This window comes from Paenibacillus sp. VTT E-133280 (assembly GCF_002264385.1).
GTDB classification, from domain to species: Bacteria; Bacillota; Bacilli; order Paenibacillales; family Paenibacillaceae; genus Paenibacillus_AQ; species Paenibacillus_AQ nitricinens.
Map to the genome: position 1 here is coordinate 176,984 of NZ_NFUX01000003.1, position 14,208 is coordinate 191,191.

At 41.9% G+C, this 14,208-nt stretch carries 7 protein-coding genes; 6 read left to right on the plus strand and 1 reads right to left on the minus strand.

Features of this window, described 5'->3' with window-relative positions; genetic code table 11:
• Positions 1–235 precede the first annotated feature (235 nt).
• The gene (locus CA600_RS02635) at positions 236–1,036 is read left to right on the plus strand and encodes a phosphotransferase (protein ID WP_094868786.1); all 801 of its coding nucleotides are present in this window, start codon (positions 236–238) and stop codon (positions 1,034–1,036) included.
• 76 nt (positions 1,037–1,112) lie between these two features.
• The gene (locus CA600_RS02640; RefSeq protein WP_094868787.1) at positions 1,113–1,466 is read left to right on the plus strand and encodes a VOC family protein; all 354 of its coding nucleotides are present in this window, start codon (positions 1,113–1,115) and stop codon (positions 1,464–1,466) included.
• 138 nt (positions 1,467–1,604) lie between these two features.
• Here the strand turns inward: CA600_RS02640 and CA600_RS02645 are convergent, their stop codons facing one another.
• Positions 1,605–2,303, minus strand: coding sequence for a MerR family DNA-binding transcriptional regulator (locus CA600_RS02645; RefSeq protein ID WP_094868788.1), 699 nt, complete (start codon positions 2,301–2,303; stop codon positions 1,605–1,607).
• 157 nt (positions 2,304–2,460) lie between these two features.
• Between CA600_RS02645 and CA600_RS02650 the strand changes: the two genes are divergently transcribed.
• The 4 genes from CA600_RS02650 (at position 2,461) to CA600_RS02665 (ending at position 14,104) form a co-directional block, all read left to right on the plus strand.
• Positions 2,461–3,327 (plus strand): alpha/beta fold hydrolase, encoded by an 867-nt coding sequence (locus CA600_RS02650; protein ID WP_094868789.1) that lies wholly within the window; start codon positions 2,461–2,463, stop codon positions 3,325–3,327.
• Between the two features lie 221 nt (positions 3,328–3,548).
• A complete protein-coding gene (locus CA600_RS02655; protein ID WP_094868790.1) occupies positions 3,549–4,106 on the plus strand; it encodes an RNA polymerase sigma factor in 558 nt (185 codons plus the stop codon).
• Positions 4,103–5,011: a hypothetical protein gene (locus CA600_RS02660; RefSeq protein WP_256989694.1), complete on the plus strand. Its 909-nt coding sequence runs from the start codon at positions 4,103–4,105 to the stop codon at positions 5,009–5,011. Before CA600_RS02655 ends, CA600_RS02660 begins: the two co-directional genes overlap by 4 nt.
• A 219-nt stretch (positions 5,012–5,230) precedes the next feature.
• On the plus strand, positions 5,231–14,104 hold the full coding sequence (locus tag CA600_RS02665; protein ID WP_094868791.1) for a DUF7507 domain-containing protein: 8,874 nt from the start codon (positions 5,231–5,233) through the stop codon (positions 14,102–14,104).
• Positions 14,105–14,208: the final 104 nt, after the last annotated feature.

Below are 14,208 nucleotides of genomic sequence, written 5' to 3' on the forward strand. Positions count from 1 at the left end.
TAATTTGTTTAAGATAGTATTATTTTTCATGAGAACATTATAGCAAATAATTCTAATTTAGAATCTAAAATGGATTTATTAATCTAAGATGAGCAAATACCAGCATGATCTTAACGGCCAGTATAGTTATAATTGTTCTTTATAAACAATAACTTGTAAATATTGTTATTATTAGAGAGGGAGTTTTCAAAAATCTGCAATAGGTAATGCACTGAAAAGAAAAGGAATGAACCGAATGCCTAAGGAAGAAGTGTTAAAAGGCGGTAATGTAAATCATATAGTCCGTATGGCGGACACTGTTCGCCGCCCTATAGGTTATTGGAGTCCAAATGTTCATAAACTACTCAAACATTTGGAACATCAGGGCTATGAGGGAGCACCAAAATTTCTCGGAATCGATGATTCTGGCCGTGAAATATTGACATTTATTTCCGGAGAAGTTCCAGGGAATAATTATCCAAACCTTGAACCGTATATGTGGACGGACGAAACGCTTGCCGGTTTGGCACATCTTATGCGTCGTTTCCATGATGTGACTATAGTGTTCCGGCCCAATATGGAGGACAGATGGCAGCTTAGCTATGCCGATGATGCCGAACACGAAGTGATCTGTCATAATGACGCAGCGTTGTATAATGTTGTCTTTCAAAAGGAGGCTCCTGTGGCGTTGATTGATTTTGACATGGCAGGTCCAGGTCCGCGGATGTGGGACATTGCGTACAGCCTTTACACTTCTGTTCCTCTTGCGAGTTTCGCTCCTAACCATACTTCTGGAACCACAGAAGCATATCAATTTGAAATCCATGCCGTAGAGCGACGTCGGCGAATTCATTTGTTTTTTGAAGCTTATGGAATTCCCGTCCCAAATAATCTGCGACAGTGGATTATACAACGTTTGATAGTACTGTGTGATACGCTACGAAATGGTGCCGCCGAAGGGAATCCTGCCTTTCAGAAAATGGTTGACGAGGGTCACTTAGCCCACTATGAGAGTGAGATACGTTTTGTAACAGATCATTTCGAAGATTGGATATAAAAATCAAATATTCCGCTCACGGACAGGATAATTGAATAAAATTAAAAAAGTATACCATTGGAATTGAGGTCTGAGAATGAGAGTAAAGCGAATTGTAACCAATATTAAAACACAGAATGCTTCAGCAGCAAAAAGCTTTTACCAGGACGTCCTCGAGCTTGATTTATTGATGGATCATGGTTGGATCGAAACATACGGCTTACTAGGGAAGGAGAACATTCAAATAAGCTTCGCCTCACAGGGCGGCTCCAATACGCCAACTCCAGATCTATCAATTGAAGTTGATGATGTCGATGCGGTGTTTGAACGTATGAAGAATGCTGGATACACGATAGAATATGGACCTGTTGATGAGCCTTGGGGAGTCCGGCGATTCTATGTACGCGACCCATTTGGCAAACTTATCAACATCCTTGCTCATGGACATTAGATAAACGGTCACGGCGTGCAGAGATCTAGATTGTTAATCTATCGGAATCAATTCCGTCCTTTTAGGGACGGAGTTTTTTGCGTTCTTATAAATGATTTTAAGGAAGCGTGATTAGGTCCTCCAAAAATCTATGCTCACTCAATAGTATTTCATATATTTCATAAGCTCAGAAATTCCTAAAAACTGCTTCATTAATTGACTATTTAATTTTTGTAACGCAAGCTCGAAAGACAATTCAACTTTCTTGTAGTTTTGTGTCTCTATTTCATTCAGGAGTTGTTTCATATTCTCGATATAATACACGGTCTTCCTTAAACTGCTGATCAGGATAATCTTTCTTAATTCCGTTAGCGTATAAACTCTATAGCCGTTGTCTTTGTTTCTATTCGAGGTAACTAGTCCTTCTTGTTCCCAATGTCGAATGGCTGATGGCTTAACGCCTGCTATTTGTGCAACTTCACCAATTGTCATTGCGTTTATTTCCTCTAAATCATTGTATTTTGAAATATCTGCGTTTCGGAACATGCTTAATACATCCTCTAACCTATGTTTTTCCGTTTGTGTATTATACTGTTCCTGATTGATTGACCAAAGTACATACTCCATTTGCCGGGCTTTAATCTTTCTCATCACATCGTACACAACTGGAATCTCATATCCTTGTAAAAGTGTCCGAATCGTAATAAAAGCTTGAATATGAATGTCTGTATAACATCGACGATTGCTAGCAGTCCTCGGGACTTCGGGAATTAAGCCTTGATCTTCATATCTTCTTAAAGTAGTGGTACTTACATTTAATTTCTTAGCTATCATTGTTGGTGTATAAATATCTCCCATAATGGCCATCGCCCCAAAACATTAAAGTTAAACCTTCAAGTGCTACAACAATATTAAATCTAATTTAACGACATATATCAAGGTTTAGAATGGGATAAACCGAAAGATTGCATGAATGTTATATGCTATTTCTATAAAACACTAAGGAGAGGATTGTTTGAAAAAAATCATACGATTAAACAACCATTCAGCAATAGAAGTAGGATTAACAGGAGGATCAGATCGTCCAACCATCATGTTACCTATCGCTAAAAAATCCGTGTACAATCAGGAAGCAGAAAATCTAAAGCTTTGGGGCGTAGATCCTGAAATAGGTAAACATTTTGTTGAAGGTCTTTCGGATACCTTTCAAGTGCTTTACTTTGATTATGAAGGTCATCTCTTTCAACATCCAGTGGACAACTTAACTGTAGACCATATTGTGAAGGATTTGCTCCTCATTGCTGATGAAATGAACGTTAAGAGCTTTAGCTACTACGGATATTCATGGTTAGCTTTAATTGGTCTACAATTGGGTATCAGAACAAATCGTCTGGAAAGCTTGGTCATGGGAGGTTTTCCGCCTTATAAGGGTCCCTATCAAGAGATGCTGATTGTAACTCAGAAAACACATACCCAAGCTTTGAATAATCAAAATGAGGCAGCTGAAAAAAGCTCTATCGAAACAGAGAATCTTGATGAGATAGACTGGGACAACATCAAAGTATCAATGGATACCCGTGTAACAGCTCAATTTGTTGCCTTATACGAGAGCCTTACCGCTTTTGATGATCGTAGTATTCACCATTTGCTGAGTCTCCCAAAATTAGCTTTTGCAGGAGAAAATGATACTATCGTATATGGTGAGAATTTTGGGAATGTTACTGTGGACATCGGCGGGATATTAAAAAAGAATAAAGAACAATTGACTGATTTAGGCTGGGATGTTGAAATTCTAAGGGGAACCCAAATGGATCATACCAAAGCTATGCAGCCAGCCGTGGTGTTACCATTGATTAAGCCCTGGTTTGTAAAACAACTATAAATAAAAAAGGGAAGATTTAATAGATTAGCCGGTGTTGCCTATTAAAGGGTAAACCGGCTTTTTTTCACGCGTCATATTTTTAGTATGGAATGTCGAAGCTTATGAAGACCCAAAATGTTTTCTTGCTTTGATTACTTAAGAAAATAAACTTTTTTGCAACCTAAACCCTTCTTTCCTTACTTTATAAGTGAGGCCTTAATAAACTGAACGGAAGTGATGGAGTGGAAGATAGTGAAATCATACAATTGTACGTTGCGCGCAATGAATCAGCAATAGAAGAAACCTCCCGAAAATATAGGAACTATTGTATTAAGATCGCTCATAACATTTTATCTAATATTGAAGATTCGGAAGAATGCGTGAACGATACTTTTTTAGGGGCGTGGGAAGCGATACCGCCGAAATCACCTGCAAAGCTATCATCTTTTCTGGGGAGGATCACACGAAACATCGCGTTAAATAAATACGATTATTATATGGCCAAAAAGCGGAATAAAAAATTAGATACGATTCTTGATGAATTAAATGATTGTTTATTCTCGCCAGACAATGTTGAGAGTCAATACGAGGAAGAACAAATGGCTGAATCCATAAGCAATTTCCTGCTGAAGATAAACGAAGATCATCGAAATATTTTTCTGAGACGTTACTGGTACTCCGATTCTTTGGCTGAAATCTCAGCGCGATTTGCAATAAGTGAAAGTAAGACCAAATCAGTTCTTTTCAGAACACGAAAAAAACTCCAAATATACCTTATGAAAGAGGGCTATATCCTATGAATAATAAAGATCTATTTAAGACGATTGGTTATGTAGACGAAAATCTGGTAGAAAAGGCTAACACAGCTAGACGCACTCATAAGAAAACATTTGCGAAATGGGGAACTATGGCTGCTTGCGCTGCACTAATATTAGGAATTGCCATTTACAGCTCTCCTCTGAAGACATCAATGACTAATTCACCACAAATATCGCAGCAAACACCAGTATCCGCTCCCAACGGTGCTCGGAAAATTTTAAATTACAACGGATATCGTTATGCATTCGTAAGTGATGGTGCTCAGTTTAAGTTCACAGGAATGAAGCCTGAGAAATCACTTGGAACCTTAGAGTATGATATGAACCAAGAGATCGGAAAGGACGATGGAGATAAGGATCTAGAAAAGGATTATTCCTCTACGTTCGCTGTTGGCGGAAAACTATATGAAATTCCGACGTACCCATCCCAGTTCCGTATTGCGGTTAAGTATGAAGAACAGTACTATTTGGCTGAAATTGTGGCGAAGGTAAACGATGCTAAGATGACCGCTAAGGAATATCTGGATATGTCTAACCTGAAAAAGCAGGTGAAAGATATCCATGTTCTTAATCATGTGGGGAATGAAGAGTTGAAAAAAATGACGGATCATGTTGCTGTGGAATCTATCATTGATGGGCTATACACCGCGACAACAGCTAATTTAAGCAATAAGGAATACGAGGCTATAGCAGGGGCGCAGTCTCAAGGAAAATCGTATCAACTACAGTTCAACCTCAAGGATGGAACCTATATGGCTATGTATATCATTCCCGAATTAAAAGTCGTATCTATGGGAGATGCCTATTATCAATTGTCTGACACCTTCTTTGATCAATCCGGTGAGCTCTTTTCAGGGCTTAAACAAGAAGTGTTGCCGCTTTACTAGGATTAAAACAAAGGCATCGAATCCATAGATTCGATGCCTTTGTCATTAAGAAATGAATTACACTTACCCAGATTGTGCGTTAGCCCTCACCCACTAATAGTCATATGCGTATTACTAATACGAACAAAATGAACACTGATTTTTCTTTATATAGAAGTGAATTTAGGACGTTTAAGTATGCAATTGAAAATGTTCAGTTGAGAAAGGAGATTAAACTACATGGCTGCAACCATTACTGGAACTGTGTTTAATGATTTGAATCACAATGGTCAGTTTAATCCTGGTGAACCTGGGATTCCTAACGTTAATGTTGTTCTATATAGTAATTCTAGTGGAACTTGTATTTCTACGCTAACGAATGTCAATGGAGTTTATAGTTTTTCCGTTACGGTAGCAGGAACTTACACTATTTATGAGACGGTTACAGATTCGGAAGTGACCTGTCCTCCAACTACATTCACGCAGCCAAGCGGATTTACAATGTCAAATGGGCCAAGAAAACTGTCGGTAACCGTTACTACAGCTCAAATCAACAACAATGCAACTATAGCCAATCAGAACTTTAGCCACGATACTACAGATAATCCCTTAAGCTGCAATACAAGAATGATACAGTTTGCGGGTAGGCCTTCCGTCTGGTATTACATCAATGTTGTAACAGGTGCAACCGTTATTCAAGGAACAGTTAGTCCCCCAGTAGATATAAATGCAATCGGTTATAATCCACTAGATAATTATATCTACGGGTATGATCAGCTTAATAATAATCTCGTTCGGGTAGATAACAGCGGAAACGTTACTTCATTATTTCCACTGCCGCCTGGATTTCCTTCAGATAGCTATACCACAGGAACCTTTGATTTGAATGGATTTTTTTATATTTTTGTTAATAATGAATCCCGATTTTATGTAATTGATCTGCGGCCAAACTCTTCTACTTTTTTGAAGCTGGTGAATCCAGCCACTGGATTTTCTGAGCAGACTAGCATCTTTGGTGTGGCCTTGAGTTCAGCTCTGAATGCAAGTGACTGGGTCTATAATAGTGCTGACAATCGTCTTTATGGCATTACGCCAACAGGTGTAATGGAAAGAATAAATCCTGCAACTGGTGCGATAACTAATTTAACGACAACCCCACTTAACACAGGACCATTTGGTGCAATAGCGATCGATTTTAACAATACCATTTACGCCATTTCTAACAGCACGGGCAACATCTATCGATACACCATCGTCGGCAACACTGCTACGGCTGGGCAATTCTCTAACACGGTGACCACCTCATTTAATGATGCAACATTATGCCCTCTAGCTGTCATTAATTTGGACTTTGGTGACGCTCCGGATACTGCAGCAGGCAATGGACCCAATAACTATTCGACATTGCTTGCCAAAGACGGCCCGCGTCACCAACTGCTAAGCGGACTTGTTCTCGGTACACAAATAACATCAGAACTTGACGCCTATCAGAATCCCACAGCTACCGGTGACGATATTTCAAAGGGTATTCAGGATGACGGACTTACTGTTCCTCTCCCAACTCTTTCGATAAGTGCTGCCAGTTACACGCTTCTTGTGACAGTAACCAATACGATAGGAAGTCCGGCAAACTTGTATGGATGGCTTGATTTCAACATGAACGGCATCTTTCAAGGGAATGAAGCGTCACCAGTTCAGGTAGTACCTTCCCAGCCCGGAACTCAAATTGTACCAATAACCTTCACTTTACCTTCAGGGATTATTTTAACGCCTAATCAGACCTTTCTCAGACTCAGACTTACATCGGATACGTTAGTTAACCAAAATGTTTCTCCAACAGCAGTGGATACGCGGAGCTTGGGAGCTGCATCAGACGGAGAGGTAGAAGATTACATTCTTCAAGTTAATAACATAGCAGATTTAACGGTAGATAAAACCAATAGTCCCATTCCCGTTTTTCCGGGTCAAGAGCTGGAGTACTATATTAAAGTCATAAATAACGGACCGGATGCCGCTGAAAATGTTCTGTTGACCGATTTAATTCCACCGGAAGTGCTTAATCCACAATACAGCTTAAACGGAGGAGCAACCTTTCTACCATGGACTGGAAGTATAGGCTTAGGAACATTGCCAGCAAATGAATCCATTCCGGTTCTGATCCGTGGAACGGTTAGCGATACTGCTGTAGGGACAATTATCAATACGGCAGTCGTAAGCAGTACCACAGAAGACCCGGATCCAACGAATAATACTTCAACTTCCTTTGCTCCGGTAAACCAATCAGCCGATGTATCCGTAGTCAAATCAGCAGATCCAACACCTGCTGTCGCAGGAGATTTGTTGACATATTCGATAATTGTATCAAATGCAGGACCCTCATTAGCAGAGAATGTAGTGTTAATCGATGCCGTGCCTAGTCAAGTAACGAATCCAGAATTTTCAGTAGATGGAGGCATTACCTTTAACTCATGGGAAAATTCCTATAGTTTAGGAAGTTTGCCTAATGGTGCTTCTCAAACCATTATCTTAAGAGGAATAGTAGACGCAGCGACCGTTGACACGATTACGAATACCGCAGTAGTCAGTTCAACAACGCCTGATCCAGACCCAACCAACAACACGTCATCGATTGATACGCCTGTCGTCCCATCGGCGGATGTTTCTGTTGTGAAGATAGGCAGTCCAAGTCCAGTCCTTGCAGGTCAAATTGTTACTTACACGATCGCAGCTTCAAATGCAGGACCGTCCACTGCTGATAACGTAGTATTAACAGATAATGTACCCGTTGAGCTTGCTAATGTAGAATTTTCAGTAGATGGAGGTATCACCTTCAACCCGTGGACCGGTTCTTATAACATTGGGACATTAGTCAATGGGAATACCGTTCTTGTTATACTTCAGGGGATAGCAGCTTCTTCATCCGTTGGAATGATCGTCAATACAGCAACTATAAATTCTACGACACCCGATCCTGACCTATCCAATAACACTTCTACAGCGGATATTCCGATCATCAATTCTGCTGACGTTTCCGTTGAAAAGACTGCAATCCCATCTCCCGTCACCGCAGGCCAGCTGCTAACTTACACTCTTTTAACGTCCAATGCAGGACCATCCGATGCGGAGAATGTAACGCTAACGGATGCAGTGCCAGGCGAGCTTACAGATGCCCAATTCTCTATCGACGGTGGGGTATCTTTTAATCCGTGGCCTGGTTTATATAGCATTGGAACCTTGGTGAGCGGTAGTTCGTTCTCAGTCCTTATCCGAGGAACTATAAGCACTTCCGCTACAGGAACGATCTCCAATACAGCTACTGTGGATTCTACTACCCCAGATCCGGATCCAACGAACAACACGTCAACGATCATCACTCCAATTGCAGAATCAGCGGATCTTTCGATTGTAAAAACAGCAAGTCCAAATCCAATTGATCCAGGACAACTGATCACTTATAGTTTGGTCATCTCCAATGCAGGGCCATCGGATGCCGAAGATGTTACACTTACGGATGCTGTCCCTAGTGTAATTGCCGATGCAGAGTACTCAGTAGATGGAGGAGTAACCTTTAATCCATGGCCTGATTCTATCAATCTGGGTACAATCGCTTCAGGAGATAACATCACCGTACTCCTTAGAGGAACAGTAAGTGATTCTGCTACAGGGGCGATCACCAATACAGCTACTGTGAACTCATCTACGCCTGATCCGGATCCAACGAATAATACATCTACAGTTATCACTCCAATTAACGCTTTAGCAGATGTTTCTGTCGTGAAAATCGGTAATCCAGATCCAGTTATAGCAGGGGATTTGCTCACTTATCCAATTGTCGTAGCTAATAGTGGACCATCAGATGCAGCTAACGTGACATTAACGGATACCGTCCCTAGCGAACTTACTAACGTAGAGTTTTCTATCGATGGCGGCATTACTTATAACCCATGGCCAGGTTTATACAATATAGGAACTTTAGTGAACGGTGGAAGCATTACTGTTTTCATTCGAGGAATAGTTAATTCAGCTGCTTCTGGAACGATAGAAAATACGGCAACCGTAAGCTCTACGACACCAGACCCTGATCCAACCAACAACACGTCCACTTTCGTTACTCCTGTAAATACATTGGCTGATATCTCAGTAGAGAAAATAGGCAGTCCGAGTCCAGTCCCTGCTGGGAACGTATTAACTTACAATATAGCTATAGCTAATGCAGGACCCTCTGACTCCGAAAATGTAACTTTAACGGATACGATCCCCATTGAAATCGCTGGAGCTGAGTTTTCCACCGACGGCGGAGTAACTTTTAATCCATGGACCGGCTCGGTGAATATTGGAACGCTTGCAAATGGAGCTTCGGAGACGATTTTGATCCGCGGAACAGTAGATCCATCTGCTACTGGACTCATTACAAATACGGCAGTTGTTAGCAGCAGTACACCAGATCCGGATCCAACCAACAACACGTCTACAGAACTTACTCCCATTAATACTTCCGCTGATATCTCCGTTACAAAAACAGCAAGCCCAAGCGTTGTCATTGCAGGAAATGTATTAACTTACACGTTGACAGTGTCCAATGCCGGACCGAATACGGCTGATAATGTATTGTTAACAGATGTAGTCCCCCTCGAAATTACTGGAGCAGAGTATTCCGTCGATGGAGGTGTTACCTTTAATCCGTGGACCGGTTCCTTGATTATAGGCACCTTGGCCAATGGAGCATCTCAAACGGTTTTAATCCGTGGAACAGTAAATCCTTTAGCCACTGGACTCATTACGAATACGGCAACTGTCGATTCTACGACACCAGATCCGGATCCAACCAACAATACGTCTACTATAGACACACCGGTTAACACTGCTGCAGATTTAGCCATTGTAAAAACGGCAAGCCCAGATCCAGTTACCGCTGGACAATTACTCACCTATACGTTGCTTGTTTCCAATGCAGGACCAAATGATGCTTTAGACGTAACGATAACAGACGACATTCCCATTGAGCTTTCAGATGTAGAATTCTCTGTCGATGGGGGAGTTACATTTGCTCCTTGGACTGGTTCGACCGAATTTGCAATGGTGGCAAACGGAGCTTCCCAAACGATCATTATCAGGGGAACCGTAAGTCCATCGACCGAGGGAATGATTACAAATACGGCAACCGTTGATTCTACCACTCCAGATCCTGATCCAACGAATAACACTTCCACTATAGACACGCCAGTTAATGCATCTGCCGATCTTTCTGTTGTGAAAATAGCAAATCCAGATCCGGTTAATCCGGGTGAGCTACTCACTTATAACGTGGTTGTATCTAATGCGGGACCATCTGATGCGGAGGCTGTCTCGTTAATAGATGCTGTCTCTAGTCAAATTGAGAATCCGGAATTCTCCCTTAACGGAGGCATAACGTTTAATCCCTGGAGCGACTCAGTCGATTTAGGAACCGTTGCAAGTGGTGATACGGTTATCATTATCATAAGAGGCACCGTAGATTCATCCGTAACTGGAACCATTACGAATACGGCTACAGTCGTCTCACCAACTCCTGACCCTGATCCAACCAACAACACTTCAACGATCATTACGCCTGTAAACCCATCGGCGGATATCTCAATCGTCAAGACGGCAAGCCCAGATCCTGTAAATGCTGGTGACGTATTAACTTACAATTTAGTGATATCGAATGCAGGGCCTTCCGATGCAGAAGCTGTTATCTTGACAGACGCTGTGCCTAGCCAGCTTACAAATGTTGAGTTTTCACTGGATGGAGGCGTAACGTTTAATCCATGGCCTGGCTCGTTTAATCTTGGAACACTAGTAAACGGATCATCAGATGACATTCTTATTAGGGGAATCGTCGAGCCTTCAGCATCTGGAATGATCATGAATACGGCAACTGTAGATTCTACGACACCAGATCCTGATCCAACGAATAACATTTCAACAATCAGTGTTCTTGTCACCGTAAGTGCAGATGTTACCATCGTAAAAATAGCCTCCACGGATCAGGCCATCGCGGGAGAGGAACTCACGTATTCGATTGTCGTGACAAATGATGGACCTTCGGACGCCGAAGCGGTTACGGTAACTGATGTAGTACCAAGCGATCTAATAAACGCAGCATTTTCAATAGATGGCGGGGTAACATTTAACCCTTGGACCGGTTCTTATGTCATTGGAGCTTTAGCGAGTGGAGATACAGTTACGGTTCTGATAACAGGAACGGTAAATTCTTCTGCCTCAGGAACCATTGCCAATACGGTAACTGTAGATTCAACTACACCAGATCCTGACCCTTCGAACAACACATCCACTGATAATACACCTGTTAACACTTCCGCAGATCTATCAATCGTCAAAGAAGCTGACCCGGATCCAGTCAACCCGGGTGATGTGTTGACGTATACTTTAACCGTCACCAATGATGGCCCATCGGATGCCGAGGGAGTTACGTTAATAGACGCTGTGCCTAGCCAAATCATTAACCCAGAATTCTCTGAAGATGGGGGGATAACATTCAATCCATGGTTGGGTTCCAGCGATTTAGGAACTATAGGCAGCGGGGATTCCGTCATTGTCTTAATTAGAGGTATCGTAGGTCTTTCTGTTACAGGAATCATCATGAATACGGCCGTGGTAAGTTCGAACACACCTGACCCTGATCCAACGAATAACTCGTCAACCATCGTTACCCCAGTGATTCCGTCTTCTGATCTCTCGATTGTCAAAATGTCGATGCCTAATCCCGTTACACCAGGACAATTGCTCACGTATAACTTGGTCATATCCAATGCAGGACCTTCTGATGCGGAAGATGTGGAGATTACGGATACCGTTCCAAGCCAACTTGAAGATGTAGAGTTTTCAATAGACGATGGGGTAACTTTTAATCCTTGGTTGGGAGCCTATACAATCGGCACATTGGCAAACGGTGATGCGATTACACTAATCCTTCGAGGAACGGTATTTAACCCCGAGACGGATACAATTACGAATACAGCAACAGTAAGTTCGACTACACCGGATCCAGATCCTACGAACAATACGTCAACCATCATTACCCCAGTGACTGCGTCTTCCGATCTTTCGATCGTCAAAATGGCGATCCTTGATTCCATTGCACCAGGACAATTGCTCATATATAACTTGATCATATCGAATGCAGGACCTTCTGATGCGGATAATGTAGAAGTTGCGGATATTGTACCAAGCCAGCTTGCAAACGTTGAGTTTTCAATAGACGGTGGAGTAACTTTTAATCTGTGGTTGGGATCTTATACGATCGACACATTGGCAAACGGTGATACCGTCTCACTAATTCTACGAGGAATTGTATCTGATTCAGCGACAGGAGCGATTTCGAATACGGCAATTGTAAGCTCGACGACACCAGACCCAGATCCAATGAATAATACGTCAACCATCGTTACCCCAGTGAACGGGTCTTCTGATCTCTCGATCGTAAAAACATCAAACTCTACTTCCGTAATTCCAGGACAGTTGCTTACCTATGACTTGCTGGTAACGAATGAAGGACCTTCTGATGCGGAGAATGTGGTAGTAACGGATAGCGTTCCAAGTCAACTTACCAACGTAGCGTATTCAATAGACGGTGGAGTAACATTTAATCCATGGTCGGGTTCTTACACGATCGGCACATTGGGAAACAGCTTTGGTCTTACGATCATCATTCGCGGAACGGTAATAGACTCAGCGTCGGGTATGATTACGAATATAGCAAGTGTAAGCTCGTCGACGCCAGATCCTAATCCAGATAACAACACATCCTCAATTGTTACTCCAGTGAATGCATTAGCGGATCTCTCGATCGTCAAAACATCGAGTACGAATTCATTTACCCCAGGACAATGGCTCACTTACAACTTGCTCGTAACGAACGCAGGGCCTTCTAATGCGGAAAATGTAGTAGTAACGGATAGTGTTTCAAGCCAGCTTACCAACGTAGTCTTTTCGATTGATGGCGGAGTAACCTTTAATCCATGGCTGGGAGCCTATACGATCGGCACATTAGCAAACAACGTTGGTCTCACGATAATCCTTCGTGGAACTGTAATAAACGCAGCAACGGGTACGATTACGAATACAGCCACTGTAAGTTCAACTACGTCAGACCCAAATACAGCAAACAACACATCAACAAATAATACGCCAATCAGCGTGTCGGCAGATATTTCAGTTGTAAAAACAGCCAGTCTAAATCCCGTGTCTCCCGGCCAACTCCTTACGTATACGGTTATCGTGTCTAACAATGGTCCGTCAACCGCGGAGAATGTAACTTTAATCGATGCGGTATCAAATATGTTTTCAAACGTAGAGTTTTCTACTAATGGAGGAACGACCTTTGCTTCATGGGGCGGTTCCTTAAGTATAGGAACATTGGCTAATGGTGCTTCCATTACGATTTTAATTAGAGGAATGGTGAACTATTTTTCTAGTGGATCATTATCAAATACAGCAATTGTAAGTACCACAACAACTGATCTAAATCCAGCCAATAATACATCAACGGTCACGGTTAATATTATTGGAACAGCGAATTTATCTATTCTTAAATTTGGATGTCCGGACCAGGCCTGCCCGGGTCAGTCGATCACTTATACGTTGGTAGTGTCAAATGCAGGACCTTCGAATGCTGAAAATGTAACGTTAACAGACATTGTTTCAAGTATGCTTAGAAATGTAGAGTTCTCCACCAATGGTGGATTGAACTATGCGCCTTGGACCGGTTCTTATCCATTAGGAAACATTACTATTGGATCATCTGCCACCGTAGTAATTAGAGGGAAAATAAGTTCTTTCGCAGAGGATATGATCTCTAATACGGCGACTGTTAGTGCCTCAACACCAGATCCAGAACTAAGCAACAATGCTTCGACGTTCATTATTCATATTCAAAAAGGTGAGGAATGCAAAGAATGCAAAAAATGCGGCAAAGCTCATAAATGCGATAAATGTAATATCATCCGTAAACATCACCAAATAAAAAAATGCAATAAATGCACCAAAACTCATCCATGCGATAAATGCAGAAGAGCAGCACTGAAACAAAAACATCATTCTCGAAAGGCTTTGAAATTGAAACGTAATTAATTTGAAGCGGGTACCCCTAAGTGGAGGTGCCCGCTTTTTTGTGATGGAATTTAAAGGGATCTTGACAAGACACCAAATGGTGTCCTATAATCAATATGACACTA

Excerpts from the sequence above, each read along its gene's own strand:
- CA600_RS02635 (WP_094868786.1), top strand. The coding sequence starts at position 236 with ATGCCTAAGGAAGAAGTGTTAAAAGGCGGTAATGTAAATCATATAGTC.
- CA600_RS02640 (WP_094868787.1), top strand. The coding sequence starts at position 1,113 with ATGAGAGTAAAGCGAATTGTAACCAATATTAAAACACAGAATGCTTCA.
- CA600_RS02660 (WP_256989694.1), top strand. The coding sequence starts at position 4,103 with ATGAATAATAAAGATCTATTTAAGACGATTGGTTATGTAGACGAAAAT.
- CA600_RS02665 (WP_094868791.1), top strand. The coding sequence starts at position 5,231 with ATGGCTGCAACCATTACTGGAACTGTGTTTAATGATTTGAATCACAAT.
- CA600_RS02645 (WP_094868788.1), bottom strand. The coding sequence starts at position 2,303 with ATGGGAGATATTTATACACCAACAATGATAGCTAAGAAATTAAATGTA.